Source organism: Streptomyces sp. CA189, assembly GCF_056428985.1.
Genome location: NZ_JBWJVM010000046.1, coordinates 1 through 19559, shown reverse-complemented (window position 1 = coordinate 19559; position 19559 = coordinate 1). Strand labels below are relative to the sequence as shown.

Here is a 19559-nt window from a genome sequence, read left to right as displayed (position 1 = left end):
TCGGGCTCAGGCCCCCGCTCAGGCCCCGGCCCCGGCCCCCGCCCCGGCATATAACCTCACCGCGCCCCCGGATGGCCCAGGGTCCGTACACCCGACCGACCTCCGGTCTAGCATCGCCGGGTGCGCTACGACGAAAGCTCCCCGCCGCTCCCCGAGTCCTCGACGTCCATCAGCCCGGACCGGCCCTGGTACGCCCGCCGGTCCACCCTGGTGGTCGCGGCGGCCGCGATCGCCCCGGCCGCTCTGGCCGGGTGGGTGCTGACCGAGGTGCTGAGCGGGGGTGCGGGCGACGACTCGCGGCCGCCCCGGATCGTGATGCCGCTCTCGGCGGCGGCGGCTGCACCCTCCGCGTCGGCGGCAACGGGATCCGCATCGGCATCCGCATCTGCGTCGGCTCCGGCCGCGAGCCCGGCCCCCGGCGCGGCCCCCGGCACAACCCCCGGAGGGACCGGCACCGCTCCGAGTCCCGCCTCGGCCAACCCCCTCGCCGGCCGCACCGTCGTCATCGACCCCGGCCACAACACGGGCAACTTCAAGCACACCACCGAGATCAACCGCCGGGTGGACATCGGCACCAACCGCAAGGAGTGCGACACCACCGGCACCACCACCAACTCGGGCTACATGGAAGCCGAGTTCACCATGGACGTGTCCCGCCGCCTGCGCACCGTCCTGGAAGCCAAGGGCCTCAAGGTGGTCCTCACCCACGAGGCGGGCAAGGAGCGCCCCTTCGGCCCGTGCATCGACGAGCGCGCCCGCATCGGCAACCAGGCCGCCGCCGACGCCGTGGTCTCCGTCCACGCGGACGGGGTCTCGGCCGGCAGCCGCGGTTTCCACGTGATCCTCCCCGCCAAGGTCAAGGGCGGCAGCGCCGACACCGCGAGGATCGTCGAGCCGTCCCGGCAGCTCGGCGAGCGGATCGCCGGGAACTTCGCCCGGACGACCGGTTCCGCCCCCGCCAACTACCTGGGCGGCGGCACCGGATTGGTCGTCCGCGACGATCTCGGCGGACTGAACCTCTCGACCCGCCCCAAGGTGTTCATCGAATGCGGCAACATGCGTGATGCCAAGGACGCGGCGCAGATGTCGAGTCCGGAGTGGCGGCAGAAGGCGGCCCAGGGCATCGCGGACGGCATCGTCGGCTTCCTCGGCGGGTAGGGCCACCGGGACCGTCCTTCCGGACGGCCCGCAGCCCCGATCCTCTCGGCCGCGGCAATGCTCCGTACCATGGTGCCGCCCGCCCCCTGCTTCACGGCGGGCGACCCACGGCACCACGAGACGACGAGACCGAGAAGGACACCTGACACGTGAACATCCGATCCCTCACTCGAGGCGACGGCGTGGTGATCGGAGCAGCGGCGCTGCTGTTCATCGCCTCGTTCCTCGATTTCTATTCCGCGACCGGCGTCGACGCACCGAGCGTGTGGGACACCGACGCCTACAGCCTGGCGCTGCCGAGCGTCTTCCTGCTCGCGTTCATCGCCGTCGGCCTGCTCGTCGCCGCCCGCCTGCAGCCCGCCGGCCGCCAGCTCCTGGGCCTGCCCTTCCGGGCCTGGGGCACGGTGCTCTCCGTCGCGGCCGCCTGGTCCGCGCTCTGGGCGCTGATCACCTGCCCGACCGGGCTCGACCTCGGCGCGGGCTCCGTCATCGCCTTCCTCGCCACCGCGGCGCTGGCCGGCGTCACCCTCTTCGGCCCGAAGGTCCCCGCGCTCGCCGCGCAGCTCGTGCCGGACCCGAAGCCCGCCGTCACCGCCGTACCGCCGTACGGCGGCCAGCAGCAGCCGCAGCCGGGCGCCGGGTACGGGTACCCGGGCGGCCAGGAGCCGCAGCCGTACGGGGCCGCCCCGCAGCCGGCCCCGCCCTACGGCGGCGGTCACGAGCAGCCCCAGGCCCCGCAGGACGCGAACCCGCAGCCGGCCCCGGCGGCGGACTTCACGCCGTTCTGGTTCGCCGTTCCGGTGGCCCGTCCGCTCTTCGCCGAGGACGGCAGCCCCGCCCCGATCGCGGAGCTGGCGCCCGGCACCTGGTACCTGGCCGTGGAGCAGCGCGGTCCGGCCACGCTGATCGCCCAGACCCAGGACGGCCGCCGCGGCGTCCTGAACGACACCTCGGGCATCCAGCGCGGCTGATCCCGGGCACGCTCACGCACAACGGCCCCCCGCCCTTCCGGGCGGGGGGCCGTTGCCCTACAGTCACCTGACGCATCGTCAGATTCGTGGAGGGGACCGTCACATGCGCCTCGGACTCGCACTCGGCTACTGGGGCCGCGGCCCCAACCCGGACCACCTCGACCTCGCCGCCGAAGCCGAGAACCTCGGCTACGACTCCGTCTGGACCGCCGAGGCCTGGGGCTCGGACGCCTTCACCCCGCTCACCTGGATCGCCGCGCACACCTCGCGCATCCGCCTGGGCACCGCCATCGCGCAGATGGCCGCCCGCACCCCGACCGCCACCGCCATGCAGGCCCTGACCCTGGACCACCTGTCCGGCGGCCGGATGATGCTCGGCCTCGGCCTGTCCGGCCCGCAGGTGGTCGAAGGCTGGTACGGGCGCCCCTTCCCCTCCAGCCCGCTGACGGCGACCCGGGAGTACGTGGACGTCATCCGCCAAGTGCTGCGCCGCGAGGCCCCGGTCGCGCTGGACGGCCGCTTCCACAGCCACCCGTACCGGGGCGCGGACGGCACGGGCATCGGCAAGCCGCTCAAGCCCATCACCCACCCGCTGCGGGCGGACCTGCCGGTCCTGCTCGGCGCGGAGGGCCCGAAGAACATCGCCCAGACCACCCGCATCGCGGACGGCTGGCTCCCCCTCTACTGGTCGCCGACCCGCACGGACGTCTACCAGGCCTCGCTGTCCGAACTCCCCGAGGGGTTCATGATCGCTCCGATGGCCCGGGCGAAGGTCTGCGACGACGTCGCGGAGGGACTCCTCCCGGTGAAGGCGATGCTGGGCTTCTACATCGGCGGGATGGGGCACGCGGCCCGCAACTTCCACGCCGACCTCATGGGCCGGATGGGCTACGAGGAAGAAGCGCACCGGATCCAGGAGCTGTTCCTGGCCGGGCGCAAGGAAGAGGCCGTCATGGCCGTCCCGGACGCCTTCGCGGACGAGATCTCCCTGATCGGACCACGGGAGCGGATCGCCGAACGCCTGGAGCTGTGGCGCAAGGGCCCCGTGACCGACCTGCTCCTGACCGCCCCCGACCCGCACACCCTGCGGGTCCTGGCGGAGCTGAACAGCTAGGTTCCGGCCCGTCAGAGGGACGCGCGCCCGCTCGCGTCCGGAACCAGGATCGTCTTTCCGCGGACGAGGGTTCCCGCTTCCGCTTCCGCGTGTACGTCGGCCAGGTCGGCCAGCGGGCGGACCGCGGCGGGGGCGACCTCCAGGTCGCCCGCGTCGACCAGCGCGACCAGCCGCGAGAGCTGCCCGGTGTCCCGGCGGGCCACCAGGTGGATGCCGCCGGGGATCGGAGTCGCCACCGAGACCGCCACGCCGCCCGGGCCGAGGAGGGCCGGCAGGGCGGCGGCCGCCGCCGGGCCGAGCGGGGCCAGGTTGAGCACGGCGTCGAGCGGTTCGCCCTCCAGGGCCGCGCGGAGCGGGCCGGCCGTGTGGTCGATCACCCGCTGCGCCCCGTACCGCCGCACCGCCGGCGCGCTGCGCGGGCTCGCGGTCGCCACGACGGTGGCCCCGGCCCAGCGTGCGAGCTGCACGGCGAAGGCGCCCACGCCGCCGCCGGCCCCGTTGATCAGGATCCGGCTGCCCCGGCCGATCCCCGCCGCCTCGAACAACGCCTGCCAGGCCGTCAGGCCGGCCACCGGGATCGCCGCCGCGGCCGTGAGGGGGAGGGAGCGGGGGGCCGGGACCAGCAGGTCGGGGGCGACGGACACGTACGGCGCGGCGGCTCCGCCCGCGTCCAGCCGGCCGATCACCCGCTCCCCGGTGGTGACGACCGTGCCCGCCAGGTCCCAGCCCGGGACGTACGGCAGGTCCAGGGGCAGGACCTGCCGCAGCAGCCCGGCACGCAGGGCGAGTTCGGACGGGTTGAAGGAGGTGGCCGCCACCTCCACGAGAACCTCGCCGGGAGCCGGGACGGGGACCGGCACCTCCTCGTGGCGGATGACGGCGGGGCCGCCGTAGGCGTGGACGCGGGCCGCGCGCATCGTGGCGGCGGGCTGTCGGGTTTCGTTCTGTCGGGTTTCGTTCATGCCCCCACGCTACGAACCGGACGGAAGACGATCCATGCGTGAAGATCCATGTTTCCTGCGCATCCGTCTAAGCTGCCGGGCGTGGACGTACTCAGCGATGTCATCGCGCTCATGCGTACGGGCAGGCCCACGTCGGCGCTCGTACGGTGGCACGCGCCCTGGGGCCAGCGGTTCCCCGCGGTCCCCGGGTCGGCGGGCTTCCAGGTGGTGCTCAGCGGGAGCTGCCTGCTGGCGACCGCCTCGGAGCCGGTCCGTCTGAACGCCGGGGACGTGCTGTTCCTGCCGCACGGACACGCGTACACCCTGCTCGGCGAGCCGTCGGCGGAGCCGGCCGAACCCCGCTGGGACCCCGACCGCGAACCCGCCCTGCTCGTCCGGGACACCGTCGGGGAGCCGGGCGGCGGGCCGGTCACCGTGACCCTGTGCGGCGGGTACCGGATCGAGGCGGAGCACGCGCATCCGCTGTTGCGGGAACTCCCCGAGGTGCTCCACCTGCCGGGCGGACAGCCCGGCGCGGCCGAGGCGGTGGCCCTGCTGGCCCGGGAGGCCGAGGAGCCCGGGCTGGGGACGGACACGCTGCTCCCGGCCCTGCTGGACGTGCTGCTGCTGTACGTGCTGCGGGCGCACGTGGGCGGGGCTTCCGGGCCGGGCGGGGCCGCCGGGGAGGCCGGGCGGACGAGCTGGGCGGCGGCGCTCGCCGACCCCGCCGTCGGCGCCGCGCTGGCGGCCATCCACGCCGAACCGGACCGCCCCTGGACGGTCGCCTCCCTGGGGGCGCGGGCCGGACTGTCGCGGGCCGCCTTCGCCCGCCGGTTCCACGAACGCGTCGGGCAGCCGCCGCTCGCCTACCTGACGTGGTGGCGCATGACCACGGCCGCCCGCCTGCTGCGCACCACCGACACGCCCCTGTCGGTCCTGGCGGCCCGCTCCGGCTACACCGCGGAGTACGCCTTCGCCCACGCCTTCAAACGGACCTACGGGATCCCGCCCGGGCGCTACCGCGGCGGACGGCGCGACGAGGAGACCGCCTAGGCGTGTTGTCCCGGGACTGCCCGCTGTGTCGTGGACGACGGCTGGCCCTTGCGGCGGGCCGCGGAACGTTTGCAGGTCAGCCACACCGGCATCACAGGCCAAGCACCCGCCAGCCGCGTCACCAACCTGTCCGGACAACACACCTGGGCCGTTTCGTTCGGATCACCGGGCCGGGGCGTCGCCTGCCCGCGGGATATCTGGCCAGCGCCGTCGACTTCGGGTCATGTCCCTGCCTTGTGCGCCAAGGCTCTGGAAACGCGAGCCTGTGAACCGCATGCTTGCGGCCAACCAACGGCAGCAGCAGCCCGTCGGAGACCCGGCACGCCATTCCTGGGGGGAACCATGAAGAAGCCCGGCATTCTTGCCGTGATAGCTCTGACACTCGTGGCCACACTGAGCCCCATCGCCACCGCGCAGGCGGCACCGGCTCCGGGCACCACAAGTGCCCCCGCCCTCAGCGGGACCCTTGCCGCCAGCGAAGCCTGCAACGTCGAATTCTTTGGGAACGGTCCGGCCCCCGCGGTGAAACTGTGTGGATCCATTCCCAAGCGCTTGGACTGGCCGGACGGCCGGTACGAGTTCGTGCTGATCGGTAGCGACCGCCAGGTCTGGCACAGCTACCAGTCCAGCGCGAACGGATCATGGTCCACCTGGGCCAGGCTCGGCAACAGCAACAACGTCCAGGCCGGAGTCTGGGGCTGGTTCTCCGGTGGAAACCCCACCGTGGAAGTGCTCGGCGGTAACGGCGGCTACTGGTGCAACACGTTCAACGGCAATGGCACGTGGACCAACTGGTACGCCTGCTGAAGGCTGTTGCGGAACTGCTCCAACTGCTAGGCCGTCTCCTCCCCCTCGGGCTCCGCCTCCGCCTGCTCCACCGCGGCCAGCAGTTCCCGCAGGTCCAGCGGCATCACGGCGATCTCCATGACGCCGCTGTCCCCCGCGAACTCGACGGTCACGATCCGCGAGCCGGGGTTGATGGAGATCCCCTCCTTCACCGAGGGCGCCCGTACGCCGGTGGCGCGGCCGCCGGTCAGGACCACAGTCTCGCCCCGGCCGGGCACCCAGCGGGCCGCGCCCGAGTCGGCGTAGACCCGGCCGCTGCGCCAGCGGCCGGTGCCCGCGGGCCGGCGTGCCATGCACGGGATGCCGGGCACGGGCGCGACGGCCTGGCGCCGGAGGTGCTTGCGGCGCATCAGCCAGCCGGTTCCGGCGGCGGCGCCGGCGAGGACCACGTACTCGATCACCCGCCCATTCAAACAGGTGGAACAGGTGGAACAGGCCGGGCCGGAATGCTCCGGTCCGGCCTGTTCCAGGGCGGCGGCCTCGGGAAGGCCGCGCGTGCGCTCAGCCGGTCAGCTGCCCGGCGCTCGGGATCTTGTCGGTCACCGTGGCGCCCGCGCTCTTCCCGGCTTCCTTGACGCCGTTGATGACGTCCTCGAAGGCGCCGATGTCGGCGTCGCCCGCCTGGCCCTTGCGCAGCTTGGAGCCGAGTCCCTTGAGGGAGTCGATGCCGGCCGTCAGCGGGCCCACGGCCTTCGACAGCAGCGGGTCGCCCTTGGCGTTCTCCGTGGCCGCCTTGAGCCGGTTGTAGGCGAAGGCGCCCGCGAGGCCCGCCTTGACCAGGGCGAAAGTGCGGCCCTTGGCGCCCTTCTTGAACTTGCCGTCACGGTACGGCTTGATGATCCACTGGTAGGTGGCACCGGCCGCGAGCCCCGCGTTGGCGACGAAACGGGTCTTGGCGAACTTCTGCTTCTCTTCCTGGGTGCTGGCCGAGGGCGTGGCGGCGGCCGCTTCCGCGTCCTCGGCGGAGGCCGCCGCGTCGGCCTCGGCGAACGCGGCCATGGCCACCGAGACCTCGTCGGCCTGACCGGCGGCGGTCTTGTCGCCACCGCCCGAGCCGCAGGCGGTGGCACCGCCGAGCAGGGCACAGGACAGGAGCACCGCCGTGAGGGCACGGCGGAAGCGGACGGCTGGGGTGGGTACGGACACGGGTTTCCTCCGGGGACTGAGGCGTCCCCCGCAGCCTCACCCGGGCCACCCGACTCCGCCACCCGGGGGACCCGTTCGGGTTCACGCGCTCGGGTTCACGCGCTCGGGTTTACCCGGCCAGGGAGCGGCCAGAAGCGCGGCATGACCACACACACGCGAGCGCACACCAGAGGAAGCAGCCAGGCGGGCCGTGCCGTCGCGGTCGTGGCGGACGTCATGGCCTTCGTCATCGGCCTGTGGATCCTGCTGTACCTGCTGGACGCCAACCAGGGGAACGCACTGGTCGACTTCATCCACGACGCGGCGAGCTGGCTGGCCGGCTGGTCCTACGACCTCTTCACCTTCAACCGCGACTGGGTCCAGGTGGTGATCGGCTACGGCATCGCGGCCGTCGCCTACCTGGTCATCGGCCACGCCATCGCCGGCCGGCTGTACCGCCGCTGACGGCAGCCGACCGGCGTCCCCCGGAACGGGCCGGGGGACGAGCCGGAGGGCGAGCCGAGAGTACGGGAAGTGCTCAGGCGGCCGTCTCGGCGCAGCAGTCCGGCTCCAGGCCGGCCGGCAGCGTCAGCCCGCCGAAGACCATGCCGGTGGCCTCGTCGCCGCCCAGGGCGGCCACCGCGAGGAGGAGCGAGCCCGCCGTCCAGGTGGTCTGCTCCACGGGCCAGACCGCCCGGTCGTCGAAGACGTACCCGGTCCAGTACATGCCGTTGTCGGCCCGCAGGTGGCCTATCGAGCGCAGGATCTCCAGGGCCCGGTCCGACTCCCCCGTCGCCCACAGCGCGAGCGCCAGTTCGCAGGACTCCCCGCCGGTCACCCAGGGGTTCGGCAGCACGCACCGTACGCCGAGGTCCGGGACGACGAACTCCTCCCACCGCTCCTCGATCCGGGCCTTCGCCTCCGCGCCCGTCAGCGCCCCGCCCAGCACCGGGTAGTACCAGTCCATGGAGTAGCGGGACTTGTCGAGGAACCGCTCCGGGTGCCGGCGTATCGCGTGCCCGAGGGCGCCCGCGGCCAGTTCCCAGTCCGGCTGCGGATCGCCCCGGTACTCGGCGATGGCCAGCGCGCAGCGCAGTGCCTGGTGGATGGAGGAGGATCCGGTGAGCAGCGCGTCCGCGACGTCCTCGCCGGACGGTTCGCGCTTCCAGCCGATCTCGCCGCCGGGCTGCTGGAGCCGCAGGACGAACTCGACGGCCGCGTACACGGCGGGCCACATCCGGTCGAGGAAGGCCTCGTCGCCGGTGGACAGGTGGTGGTGCCAGACGCCGACGGCGAGGTACGCGACGAAGTTGGTCTCCAGGCTCGCGTCCTGCGGTTCCCGGGTGTCGACCCCGTCCTCGCGGTCGGCGTAGGCGGCGAACCAGGAGCCGTCCTCGTTCTGGTGGCGCGCCAGCCAGTCGTACGCCCGCTCCGCGGCCTCGTGCTCCCCCGCCGCGTCGAGCGCCATCGCGGCCTCGGTGTGGTCCCACGGGTCGAGGTGGTGCCCGCGGAACCAGGGGATGGCCCCGTCGGCGCACTGCGCGGCGAGGATCCCGGCGACGGTGGCGGCGGCCTGATCGGCGGTCAGCACGCCGTCCAGGACCAGGTGTTCGGGTGCGGTGCGGCGCCCGGGAGAGCTCACTGCGCGGCGCCCACGGCCGCGGCCACGGGGAGGTGCGGCTTGGTGGCGTAGGCGACGAAGCTCTTGCCGATGACCGGGTTCAGGGCCTGCTCCGCGAGCCGGGTCAGCGCCGGCTTCTTCATGATGTCCCAGACCAGGAGCTTGTGGTACGCCTTGACGGGCAGGGCCTTGTCGTTGTCGACGCCGAAGGCGCACTTGAGCCACCAGTACGGCGAGTGCAGGCCGTGCGCGTGGTGGGTGCCGTAGGGCTTGAGGCCCGCGGACTCCATCTTACCGAGCAGTTCCTCCGCCTTGTAGATGCGGATGTGGCCGCCCTCGACCTCGTGGTAGGCGTCGGACAGCGCCCAGCAGATCTTCTCGGGGCCGTAGCGCGGCACGGTGATGGCGATGCGTCCGCCGGGCTTCAGGACGCGGACCATCTCGGCGAGGACGCCCTTGTCGTCGGGGATGTGCTCCATCACCTCGGAGATGATGACGACGTCGAAGGACTCGTCGGGGAAAGGCAGCGCGAGGGCGTCGCCCTCCATGGCGGTGGCGGTGGCGCCGGCCGGGGCCTCGCCCGCCTCCTTCATCGCGGCGAACCACTTGGCGACCTCGCGGATCTCCTCGCCGTTGCGGTCGAGGGCGACCACTTGGGCGCCGCGCCGGTAGCACTCGAAGGCGTGCCGGCCTGCGCCGCAGCCCAGGTCGAGTACGCGGTCGCCTGCGGCGAGCGGGAACCGGGAGAAATCGACGGTCAGCACGTGGTCCTGCCTTCGCGGTCGCGGGGTGGGGAGGGGAACTGCATCGGACGGAAGGGGGAGGTCACCGGGCGGTACGGGACTTCGCGCCCGCCGCCCGCTCGATGGCGGCGCGGTAGTGGACGACGGTGCCCTCGGCGGCCTTGGCCCAGGTGAAGCGGGACAGCACCCGCTCGCGGCCGGCGGCGCCGAGCCGGGTGCGCAGTTCGGGATCGTCCAGCAGCCGGCCCAGCGCGGCGGCCAGCGCGCCCGCGTCGCCGGGCGGCACGGCGAGACAGGTCTCGCCGTCGGGGCCGGTGACCTCGGGAATCGCGCCGCCGGTGGTGGCGACCAGCGGGGTGCCGGTGGCCATGGCCTCGGCGGCCGGGAGCGAGAAGCCCTCGTACAGCGAGGGCACGCAGGCGATCTGGGCGCTGCGGACGAGGTCGACGAGCTCGGTGTCGGTGATGCCCTTGACGAAGCGGACGGCGTCCTGGAGCCCGTACGTCTCGATCGCGCGGGCCACCGGGCCCTGTTCGGCGCGCTTGCCGACGACGACGAGGTGGGCGTCGGGCTGTTCGGTGCGGAGCTTCGCGAGCGCCTCGACGAGGTGCACGAGCCCCTTGAGCGGGACGTCGGCGCTCGACGTGGTCACGATCCGCCCGGGCACCTCGGCCACGGAGGGGTCGGGCGACCAGAGGTCGGTGTCGGCGCCGATGTGGACGACGTGGATGCGCTCGCCCTGGACGCCGAGGTGCTCGGCGATCTCCTTCTTGGAGGAGCCGGAGACGGTGAGCACGGAGGACAGCCGCCGGGCCACGCGGCGCTGCATGCGCGTGAAGCCGTACCAGCGCCGCACGGAGGCGCGCTTCCTGCGGTCCTTGGCGGCGGCCAGGTCCAGTTCGCGGTCGACGGTGATGGGGTGGTGGATGGTGGTGACCAGCGGGGCGCCGAGGTCCGCCAACAGCCCGTAGCCGAGGGTCTGGTTGTCGTGGATCACGTCGAACTCGCCCGCGCGGGCCGCGAGATGGCGGCGGGCGCGGAGCGAGAAGGTCAGCGGCTCGGGAAAGCCGCCGGTCCACATGGTGGCGACCTCGACGGCGTCGATCCAGTCGCGGTACTCGTCGCGCTTGGGGGTGCGGAACGGGTCGGGGCTGCGGTAGAGGTCCAGGCTGGGGAGCTCGGTGAGGGTGGCTCCGGCGCCGGTGAGGGCGTCGGTGTCGAGCACCGGGTAGGGCTGCGCGCCGATGACCTCGACGGAGTGGCCCAGCTTCACGAGCTCGCGCGCGAGGTGGCGGACGTAGACGCCCTGGCCACCGCAGAACGGGTTCCCCTTATAGGTGAGGAGTGCGATCCGCAACGGGCGGCTGTCGTCGGCGGCCGGGCCCGTGAGAGGGCTCGTCACCATGGCCTCTGCGGTCACTCTCAGCCCCCTTCTCCCTGCACTTTCGCCGGAGCGTAACCGCTCGGATAATGTAGAACAAGTTTCAGACTTGATCCGTTGAAGAGCATTGAATCTACCGGCCGGAAACCACACCGTAAGAGGGGTGGCGGGTGATTCGCGCCACGGATCGGGCGCCTGCCATGCTGGGGCGCGCGACAGCCCGACGCGGCCCAGCACAGACATGAAGACCGTGGAACTGGAACGCCTTGGAACCGGAACGGGACAGATGACAGCGGAAGCGAAGGCCGTGACCCCAGCCGTCACCACACCGGCGTCTCCGCCCCTGACGGAGCGCCAGGAGGCACGCCGCAGGCGGATCCTGCACGCCAGCGCCCAGCTCGCGAGCCGGGGCGGCTTCGACGCGGTGCAGATGCGCGAGGTGGCGGAGTCCTCCAGCGTGGCCCTGGGCACCCTCTACCGGTACTTCCCCTCCAAGGTGCACCTGCTCGTCGCGACCATGCAGGACCAGCTCCAGCACATGCACGGAACGCTGCGCAAGCGCCCGCCGGCCGGGGACGAGCCCGCGGCCCGGGTCGCGGAGACCCTGATGCGCGCCTTCCGCGCGCTGCAGCGCGAGCCGCACCTGGCGGACGCGATGGTCCGGGCCCTCACCTTCGCGGACCGCAGCGTGAGCCCCGAGGTGGACACGGTCTCCCGGCTGACGACGGCGATCATCCTGGACGCGATGGGCCTGGAGGCCCCGCCGACGGCGGAACAGCTGTCGGCGGTCCGGGTGATCGAGCACACCTGGCACTCGGCGCTGATCACCTGGCTGTCGGGCCGGGCGTCGATCGCCCAAGTGAAGATCGACATCGAAACGGTCTGCCGCCTGATCGACCTCACGGCCCCGGCCCCGGAGCCCGGGCCGGCGACGCCGCAGGCACCCTCGAAAAAGTCCTGATCTGGCTGTTCGCGGCCAGGGCGTTGTCGGGGCAGGAGTCTCACACGCCGCCACGTACAGGCCGGGGCCGGCAAAAATCCAGCCCCGCCGGCGTTTGAGGCGCAGGGGTCCGGGGACTGGTCCCCGGCAACGGCGCCGCACGCGGCAACGGGCCAGGGGTCACAGGCCAGGGGTCACAGGCCAAGGGCCAAGGGCCGAAACTCCGCCCCCCGACCCCCGGCCCCGGCCCCCCGGCGGCCCCCTCACTCCTCCGGAGGGAACACCGCCTCGCCCCTCCCCAGCAGGGAGATCGCGATCGCCTCGACCGGGCACCCCTCGGCCGCCGCGAGCACCGGCTCGCTCGCGTCCGTCTCCACCGCCCGCGGATGCGACTGCCGCGCCGAGTCGAGGGCGAAGCCCTCCGGGGCGTGGTTCACGCACATCCCCGAGCCGATGCAGACCGAGCGGTCCACCTCGACGTGCCACCGGTCACCCATCACGCACCGGCCGCGGGGGGTACGTACCCTGCCGGGAGGTGGATCATCTTGTGCTCCAGGTACTCGCTCAGCCCCTCCGGGCCGAACTCCCGCCCGACGCCGCTGTTCTTGTAGCCGCCGAACGGCCCGAGCATGTCCAGGCTGAAGGTGTTCACGTTGAAGGTGCCGGTCCGCACCTGCCGCGCGAAGTCGATGCCGTGCTCCACGTCGGCGGTCCAGACGCTGCCGCTGAGCCCGAACTCCGAGTCGTTGGCCACCCGTAGCGCCTCCGCCTCGTCCCCGTACGGGATCAGGCAGACGACCGGGCCGAAGATCTCCTCGCGGGCGATCCGCATCGAGTTGTCGACGTCTCCGAAGAGCGTCGGCTCCACGTACCAGCCCTGGTCCAGGTCCTGTCCCGCCGGACGACCGCCGCCGGACAGGACCTTGGCACCCTCCTCCTGGCCGATCCGGATGAAGTCGAGCGAGCGCTGCTGCTGCCGCCTGGCCACCAGCGGGCCGAGCTGCGTCGCGGGGTCCAGCGGGTCGCCGACGACCAGTGCCGAGGCCGCGGCGGCGAGCGCCTCCGCGATCTCCTCGTAGCGGCTGCGCGGGGCGAGGACGCGGGTCTGGGCCACGCAGGCCTGGCCGTTGTTCATCCAGGCCGCGGGGACGATGCCGGCGATGGCGGTGTCGAGGTCGGCGTCCGGGAGGATGACGGCGGCGGACTTCCCGCCGAGTTCGAGGGTCACCCGGGTGAGGTTCTTCGAGGCGACCTCCATGACCCGCCGGCCGGCGGCGACGGAGCCGGTGAAGGCGACCTTGTCCACGTCCGGGTGGCCGACGAGGTACTCGCTGACCTCGCGGTCGGCGGGCAGGATCGACAGCACGCCCTCGGGCAGTCCGGCCTCGCGGGCGATGTCGGCGAGGATGTAGGAGTCGAGGACCGCCTCCGGGGACGGCTTGAGGATCACCGTGCAGCCGGTGAGCAGCGCGGGCGCCAGCTTGGCGGCGGCCACGAACTGCGGGACGTTCCACGGGATGACGGCGGCGACCACGCCGACGGCCTCGCGCCGGACGAGGATCGGGCCGAGGACGCCCTGGCGGAACTCCTCGTAGGGGTAGTCCCGGGCCACGGTGATCGCGGCGTCGTAGACCATCATCGGGCCGAGGGCCTGGGCGAGGATGCTCCAGGAGTACGGGGATCCGTTCTGGGAGCTGATCGAGCGGGCGATCTCCTCGTGGCGGACGGCTATGGCGTCCTTGATCCGGGTGACGACGGCGATCCGCTCTTCGAGCGTGGTGCGCGGCCACGGGCCCTCGTCGAAGGCCTTGCGGGCCACGGCGACGGCCCGGTCCACGTCCGCCTTCGAGGCGTGCGGGACGCTGCCGATGACCTGCCCGGTGTGGGGCGAGACGACCTTGATCGTGTCGGAGCCCAGCGGATCCGTCCACTCACCGCCGATGAACAGTTTTCCGTGTTCCACGAGCTCGGTCATGGCTGATGCCTCCTGCGGCTTGGCGTTCCAGAACTGATACCAGTTCTAGTTCTAGGAGTCCACGGCCCTGACCGAACCGCCCTCTCGCCGTCCCGCCCGACACCCCGCCCGACACCCCGAAGATCCAACGACTAGTCAGGAGCCCGCAGAAGTGGTCGACTTGGGCGACTATTGCAACACGTTCTCGTTCGACACGTTCTCGTTCGACCTGTTCTCGTTAGAGCGGAGCCCCTCATGGCAGAGGACACCCCAGGCGTGGCACCTCACGTCACCGATCACGGCGGCGGCGTGTGGGGCATCAAGGTCCCCATCCCCGACAATCCGCTCGGCCACACCCTCGTCCACGTCCTCGACACCGACCGCGGCCCAGTCCTCATCGACACCGGCTGGGACGACCCCGAGTCCTGGGACACCCTCGTCGCCGGCCTCGGCGCCCTCTCCATCGCCGTCGCCGACGTGCACGGCGTGGTCATCACCCACCACCACCCCGACCACCACGGCCTGTCCGGCCAGGTCCGCGACGCCTCCGGCGCCTGGATCGCCATGCACGCCGCCGACACCGAGGTCGTCGTACGGACCCGGGCCTCCGAACCCGGCGTCTGGTTCGACTACATGAGCGAGAAGCTGGCCACCGCCGGAGCCCCCGAGGAGCACATCGCCCCGCTGCGCGCCGCCCGCGCGAGCGGCCGCATGCGTACCCTGCCGGGGCTGCGGGCCGCCGTCCCCGACCGGGAGATCGTCCCCGCCGAGCTGCTGCCGCTGGCCGGCCGCCGGCTGCGGGCGATCTGGACCCCCGGGCACACCCCCGGCCACGTCTGCCTGCACCTGGAGGAGAAGCACCCGGCGAACCTCCCCGGCAACGGCCGCCTCTTCTCCGGGGACCACCTGCTGCCCGGGATCTCCCCGCACATCGGCCTCTACGAGGACCCCTCCTCCGAGCAGGTCACCGACCCCCTCGGCGACTACCTCGACTCCCTCGAACGCATCGGCCGCCTCCAGCCCGCCGAGGTGCTCCCGGCCCACCAGCACGCCTTCACCGACGCCCCGGCCCGCGTACGGGAGCTCCTGGACCACCACGAGGAGCGGCTGACCGGACTGCGGGAACTGCTGGCCGCCGAGCCGCTGACCCCGTGGGCCCTGGCGGAGCGGATGGAGTGGAACCGGCCCTGGGAGCAGATCCCGTACGGCTCCCGCAACATCGCCGTCTCCGAAGCGGAGGCCCACCTGCGGCGCCTGGTGAAGCAGGGCCGGGCGGAGGCGGTACCGGGCAGCGACCCCGTGACGTACCGGGCGGTGTAAGGGGCGCGGGTGGGCGGCGCCACCCGGCACCGGAGCTACGGGCCGGTAGAGTATGGGCGTCGTCCACACTTCCGTACGGGGGGAAGCCGGTGCGAATCCGGCGCTGACCCGCAACCGTGACCCAACCCGGCAGCATCGGGGCGGGGAGCCGGATTGCCCCGTGCCGGAGGTGCGCGGCTCGTGCCGCCGGGTCCCCGGCGGCCGGCACCGTCGAGGTAAACGGAGCCGGAGCCCGGTGCCAGCCTCCGCTGCTGTGCTGCCTGCCTCCGGGTCCCCAGCACGAGAGGCCCCCGCCCCGCCATGAACGTCCGCCGCAGCGCCGCCACGCTCGCCGTCTCCGCCGTGCTCTGCGTGGGCGCGGCCCCCGCGGCCCTCGCCGATGTCGCCACGCCGTCCCCGGCGCCCGTCGTGCCCTCCGGGCTCTTCGGCAAGAACGACCCGACGTACGACGGGGTGTGGCGGCAGTCGTTCGCGCTGCTCGCCCAGCACACCGTGGGCGTGAAGCCCGCGCAGCAGGCCGTGGACTGGCTGGTCGGCCAGCAGTGCGCCGATGGCGGCTTCGCCTCCTTCCGCGCGGACACGGCAGCCGCGTGCGACGCGAAGACGATGCTCGACACGAACGCCACCGCGGTGGCCGTGCAGGCGCTGAAGGCGCTCGGCGGCCAGGACGCCGCCGTGAAGAAGGGCGTGGACTGGCTGAAGTCCGTCCAGAACGAGGACGGCGGCTGGGCCTACGTCCCGGGCTCCCCGAGCGAGGCCAGCTCCACCTCCGTGGTGATCAGCGCGCTGGCGGCGGCGGGCGAGAAGCCGGCCGAGGTCAAGTCCAAGGCCGGCAAGTCCGCGTACGAGGGCCTGCTCGCCTTCCAGCTCGGCTGCTCGGCCGAGCCGGCCGCCGACCGCGGTGCCTTCGCCTACCAGCCGACGGCCGACGGCAAGCTCCCCGCCAACGCCGACGCGACGGCCGCCGCCGTACTGGCCGGCCTCGGCACGGGCGCGCTCGTCTCCCCCTCTTCCTCTCCTACGGACACCCCCGCCGCCCCGCTCGCCTGCCCGGCGACCGCCGGTGACCCGGCGGCGGCGGCGCAGGGCGCGGCCGGATACCTGGCGGAGGCCCTGAAGAAGGACGGCCACCTCACCGCCCTCACCCCGGGCGCCGACCAGCCGACCGCGGACACCGGCAACACCGCCGACGCGGTCATCGCCCTGGCCGCGGCCGGGCACAAGCAGTCCGCCGCGGGCGCCCTGGAGTGGCTGAAGACCAACTCCGCCGAGTGGTCCAAGGGCAGCCCGGCCGGCCTTGGCACCCTGATCCTGGCCGCGCACGCGACCGGCACCGACCCGAAGTCCTTCGGCGGCACCGACCTGGTGGCGGCACTGAACGCCACGGGCCCGGCGCCGCAGAGCACCTCCGCGAAGGCGTCGGAGCAGCCGGCGGAGAAGAAGGACGAGAAGAAGGAGAAGGACTCCGGCAGCAACGTCTGGTGGATGATCCTCGCGGGCGCGGCGGCCGGCATGGGCATCGGCATCGTGCTGAGCGGCCGCCGGAAGCGGAACCAGCTCTGATGCGCCGCCGCAGCCGTCCGGCTCTGCCGGTCTTCGCCCTCGGTGTCATCCTGACGGTGCTGGCCGCCTCCCCCGCCCTGGCCTCGACCTACCGCTACTGGTCGTTCTGGGACGGGGCCGGCGGCACCTGGGCGTACGCCACCCAGGGCCCCTCGTCGGCGCGACCGGCGGACGGCTCCGTGCAGGGCTTCCACTTCGTGGTGAGCAAGGACGCGGCCGACCAGGCCGCCCCGCCGCGCGCGGAGGCCGATTTCGCGGCCATCTGCTCGGCCACCGCCCCGGTGGCGGGCAAGAAGCGGATCGCCCTGGTCATCGACTTCGGCACGTCGGCCGAAGCCCAGGCGGGCGAGACCCCGCCGCAGGACGCTCCGCGGACGGCGTGCGCGCAGGTCGGCCCGGACGCCACGACGGCCGAGGCGCTGGCGGAGGTGGCCAAGCCGCTGCGCTACAACAGCGCGGCGCTGCTGTGCGCGATCTCGGGCTACCCGAAGCAGGGCTGCGGCGAACCCGTCGCGGACACCGCCACCACGCCTGCCGCGGACAAGCCCGCTGCCGACTCCGACAGCGGCGGCCCGTCGGCGGGCCTCCTCGCGGGCATCGCGGCGGTGGCCGCCCTGGGCGCAGCCGCCTTCTGGCAGTCCCGCCGCCGCCGCACCCGATGACGGTGGTGGGCGGGAGCGGCGGGGCGGACGCCGACGGCGGGCAACCCACCACGAGGGCCACCCGCACCCGCCCGCCCACCCGCACGGGTGGTGCGGGTGGGAACCCCGCCCGGCCGCAGGCCGGGCGCACGCCCCACGGCGCGGCGGCCGACGTCCCGCCCCCGACCGGCCAAGTCGCCGACCGGGCAACCCGCACCCCGCGCGTGCCGACGTACAAAAGAATCTGGCACGCCCCTGAGGCCACGCGTGGCAACGCCCTGCACGCGGGTGCCTGGTGGCTCTGGGCCCTCGGTCTCGCCACCGCCGCCTCCCGCACCACCAACCCGCTCCTGCTCGGCCTGATCGTCGGCGTCGCCGGGTACGTGGTCGCGGCCCGCCGGACCGATGCCCCCTGGGCGCGTTCCTACGGGGCGTTCGTCAAGCTCGGGCTGTTCGTCATCGGCCTGCGCCTCGTCTTCTCCATGCTGCTCGGCTCCCCCATCCCCGGCGTGCACACCCTCTTCACCCTCCCGGAGATCCCGCTTCCCGACTGGACGCAGGGCATCCGGCTCGGTGGCCGCGTCACCGCCGAGCAGCTCGTGTTCGCCTTCTACGACGGCGCGAAGCTGGCCACGCTCCTCATCTGCGTCGGCGCCGCCAACGCGCTCGCGAACCCGGCGCGGCTGCTGAAGTCGCTGCCCGCGGCCCTGTACGAGGTCGGCGTCGCCGTGGTCGTCGCGATGACCTTCGCGCCGAACATGGTCGCGGACGTGGTGCGCCTGCGTACGGCCCGCCGTCTGCGCGGCCGCCCCACGGGCGGGATCAAGGCGATCCTCCAGATCGGCCTCCCGGTCCTGGAGGGCGCGCTGGAACGCTCAGTCGCCATCGCCGCCTCCATGGACGCCCGCGGCTACGGCCGCACCGCGCAGGTCCCGGCTGCCGTGCGCCACACCACCAACGTGCTCACCCTCGGCGGGCTGCTCGGCATCTGCGCGGGTACGTACGGCCTGCTGGCGGCGGAGGGCGCCGAGTACGGTCTCGCGCTCCTCCTCGTCTCCCTCCTGCTGGCCCTGGCCGGGCTCCGCCTCGGCGGCCGCCGGTCGATCCGGACCCGGTACCGGCCGGACCGGTGGGGCGTACGGGCCTGGCTGGTCGCCGGTTCGGGCGCGGCGGTCGCGGCGCTGCTGATCCGGGCCGCGTCCCTGGACCCCGAGGCCCTGCGGCCCGGCGTGGTCCCCCTGGTCGTCCCGACCCTGCCGCTCCGGCCGGCCGCGGCGATCCTGCTGGGCCTGCTCCCGGCGCTGGTGGCCCCGCTGCCGCCCTCACCCACGTCTGCGACCTCAGCGCCGAAGGAGGCGTAAGACCCCCGTGATCCATTTCGAAGACGTATCGGTGACGTACGAGGGCGCGGCCGCGCCCTCCCTCGCCCACGCCGATTTCACGCTCCCCGAGGGGGAGCTGACCCTCCTGGTCGGCCCCTCCGGCGTCGGCAAGTCCACCCTCCTCGGCGCCGTCTCGGGCCTGGTCCCGCACTTCACCGGGGGCACCCTGAAGGGCCGGGTCACGGTCGCCGGCCGGGACACCCGCACGCACAAGCCGCGGGAGCTCGCGGACGTGGTCGGCACGGTCGGCCAGGATCCGCTGTCCCACTTCGTGACGGACGTCGTCGAGGACGAGCTCGCCTACGGCATGGAGTCGCTGGGCCTGCCGCCCTCCGTCATGCGCCGCCGCGTCGAGGAGACCCTCGACCTCCTCGGCCTGAACGACCTCCGCGACCGCCCCATCGCCACCCTGTCCGGTGGCCAGCAGCAGCGGGTGGCGATCGGTTCGGTCCTGACCCCGCACCCACGCGTCCTGGTCCTGGACGAGCCGACGTCGGCCCTCGACCCGGCGGCGGCGGAGGAAGTCCTGGCCGTCCTGCAACGCCTGGTCCACGACCTCGGCACGACCGTCCTGATGGCGGAACACCGCCTCGAGCGGGTAGTCCAGTACGCCGACCGCGTCCTGCTCCTCCCCTCCCCGGGCGCACCCCCCGTCCTGGGCACCCCCTCCAAAATCATGGCCGTCTCCCCGGTCCACCCCCCGGTGGTCGCCCTGGGCCGCCTCGCAGCCTGGTCCCCCCTCCCCCTCTCCATCCGCGACGCCCGCCGCCAAGCCACCCCCCTACTAGCCCGCCTCTCCACCCCCA

At 73.3% G+C, this 19559-nt stretch carries 20 protein-coding genes; 12 read left to right on the top strand and 8 right to left on the bottom strand.

The annotated features are described in order from the left end of the window. Positions 1-120: 120 nt before the first annotated feature. From AC061S_RS28430 to AC061S_RS28420, 3 genes are all read left to right on the top strand, one after another. Positions 121-1158 (top strand): N-acetylmuramoyl-L-alanine amidase, encoded by a 1038-nt coding sequence (locus AC061S_RS28430; RefSeq protein WP_478688732.1) that lies wholly within the window; start codon positions 121-123, stop codon positions 1156-1158. A 149-nt stretch (positions 1159-1307) separates the two neighbouring features. Then, the gene (locus AC061S_RS28425; RefSeq protein ID WP_478688731.1) at positions 1308-2129 is read left to right on the top strand and encodes a hypothetical protein; all 822 of its coding nucleotides are present in this window, start codon (positions 1308-1310) and stop codon (positions 2127-2129) included. 103 nt (positions 2130-2232) lie between these two features. Continuing rightward, the gene (locus AC061S_RS28420; protein ID WP_478688730.1) at positions 2233-3243 is read left to right on the top strand and encodes an LLM class F420-dependent oxidoreductase; all 1011 of its coding nucleotides are present in this window, start codon (positions 2233-2235) and stop codon (positions 3241-3243) included. A gap of 11 nt (positions 3244-3254) precedes the next feature. Here the strand turns inward: AC061S_RS28420 and AC061S_RS28415 are convergent, their stop codons facing one another. Then, on the bottom strand, positions 3255-4205 hold the full coding sequence (locus AC061S_RS28415) for an NADP-dependent oxidoreductase (RefSeq protein ID WP_478688729.1): 951 nt from the start codon (positions 4203-4205) through the stop codon (positions 3255-3257). A gap of 81 nt (positions 4206-4286) precedes the next feature. Between AC061S_RS28415 and AC061S_RS28410 the strand changes: the two genes are divergently transcribed. Further along, entirely contained in the window at positions 4287-5237 is a 951-nt protein-coding gene (locus tag AC061S_RS28410) for an AraC family transcriptional regulator (protein WP_478688728.1), read from the top strand. Between the two features lie 342 nt (positions 5238-5579). Beyond that, the gene (locus AC061S_RS28405; protein ID WP_478688785.1) at positions 5580-6044 is read left to right on the top strand and encodes a hypothetical protein; all 465 of its coding nucleotides are present in this window, start codon (positions 5580-5582) and stop codon (positions 6042-6044) included. A 26-nt stretch (positions 6045-6070) separates the two neighbouring features. Here the strand turns inward: AC061S_RS28405 and AC061S_RS28400 are convergent, their stop codons facing one another. Both AC061S_RS28400 and AC061S_RS28395 read right to left on the bottom strand, forming a co-directional pair. Continuing rightward, the gene (locus tag AC061S_RS28400; protein WP_478688727.1) at positions 6071-6484 is read right to left on the bottom strand and encodes a hypothetical protein; all 414 of its coding nucleotides are present in this window, start codon (positions 6482-6484) and stop codon (positions 6071-6073) included. A 100-nt stretch (positions 6485-6584) separates the two neighbouring features. Beyond that, complete coding sequence (locus AC061S_RS28395) at positions 6585-7082, bottom strand: hypothetical protein (protein WP_478688782.1); 498 nt, start codon at positions 7080-7082, stop codon at positions 6585-6587. A 288-nt stretch (positions 7083-7370) separates the two neighbouring features. Here AC061S_RS28395 and AC061S_RS28390 point away from each other — a divergent pair, with 288 nt between their 5' ends. After that, the gene (locus AC061S_RS28390) at positions 7371-7673 is read left to right on the top strand and encodes a hypothetical protein (RefSeq protein ID WP_478688726.1); all 303 of its coding nucleotides are present in this window, start codon (positions 7371-7373) and stop codon (positions 7671-7673) included. 73 nt (positions 7674-7746) lie between these two features. On the opposite strand, the gene AC061S_RS28385 is transcribed toward AC061S_RS28390, so the two are convergent. From AC061S_RS28385 to AC061S_RS28375, 3 genes are all read right to left on the bottom strand, one after another. Further along, positions 7747-8850: a prenyltransferase/squalene oxidase repeat-containing protein gene (locus AC061S_RS28385; RefSeq protein ID WP_478688725.1), complete on the bottom strand. Its 1104-nt coding sequence runs from the start codon at positions 8848-8850 to the stop codon at positions 7747-7749. Beyond that, on the bottom strand, positions 8847-9593 hold the full coding sequence (locus tag AC061S_RS28380; RefSeq protein ID WP_478688724.1) for a class I SAM-dependent methyltransferase: 747 nt from the start codon (positions 9591-9593) through the stop codon (positions 8847-8849). Before AC061S_RS28380 ends, AC061S_RS28385 begins: the two co-directional genes overlap by 4 nt. Before the next feature lie 61 nt (positions 9594-9654). Then, complete coding sequence (locus AC061S_RS28375; protein ID WP_478688723.1) at positions 9655-10992, bottom strand: glycosyltransferase family 4 protein; 1338 nt, start codon at positions 10990-10992, stop codon at positions 9655-9657. 247 nt (positions 10993-11239) lie between these two features. On the opposite strand from AC061S_RS28375, the gene AC061S_RS28370 reads away from it, so the two are divergent. Beyond that, entirely contained in the window at positions 11240-11914 is a 675-nt protein-coding gene (locus tag AC061S_RS28370; RefSeq protein ID WP_478688722.1) for a TetR family transcriptional regulator, read from the top strand. Between the two features lie 242 nt (positions 11915-12156). Here the strand turns inward: AC061S_RS28370 and AC061S_RS28365 are convergent, their stop codons facing one another. Beyond that, on the bottom strand, positions 12157-12390 hold the full coding sequence (locus AC061S_RS28365) for a ferredoxin (RefSeq protein WP_478688781.1): 234 nt from the start codon (positions 12388-12390) through the stop codon (positions 12157-12159). Further along, entirely contained in the window at positions 12390-13868 is a 1479-nt protein-coding gene (locus AC061S_RS28360; RefSeq protein WP_478688721.1) for an aldehyde dehydrogenase, read from the bottom strand. Before AC061S_RS28360 ends, AC061S_RS28365 begins: the two co-directional genes overlap by 1 nt. A 234-nt stretch (positions 13869-14102) precedes the next feature. Here AC061S_RS28360 and AC061S_RS28355 point away from each other — a divergent pair, with 234 nt between their 5' ends. From AC061S_RS28355 to AC061S_RS28335, 5 genes are all read left to right on the top strand, one after another. Beyond that, positions 14103-15167, top strand: a complete 1065-nt coding sequence (locus AC061S_RS28355; protein WP_478688720.1) for an MBL fold metallo-hydrolase — start codon at positions 14103-14105, stop codon at positions 15165-15167. Positions 15168-15467: 300 nt separating this feature from the next. Beyond that, positions 15468-16730, top strand: coding sequence for a prenyltransferase/squalene oxidase repeat-containing protein (locus AC061S_RS28350; protein WP_478688719.1), 1263 nt, complete (start codon positions 15468-15470; stop codon positions 16728-16730). Continuing rightward, entirely contained in the window at positions 16730-17392 is a 663-nt protein-coding gene (locus tag AC061S_RS28345) for an SCO2322 family protein (protein WP_478688718.1), read from the top strand. The genes AC061S_RS28350 and AC061S_RS28345 overlap by 1 nt, the downstream gene beginning before the upstream one ends. Continuing rightward, positions 17389-18732, top strand: coding sequence for an energy-coupling factor transporter transmembrane component T (locus AC061S_RS28340; RefSeq protein WP_478688717.1), 1344 nt, complete (start codon positions 17389-17391; stop codon positions 18730-18732). Before AC061S_RS28345 ends, AC061S_RS28340 begins: the two co-directional genes overlap by 4 nt. Before the next feature lie 7 nt (positions 18733-18739). Next, positions 18740-19559, top strand: an 820-nt coding sequence (locus tag AC061S_RS28335; protein ID WP_478688716.1) for an ABC transporter ATP-binding protein, incomplete at its 3' end; no start/stop codon positions are given.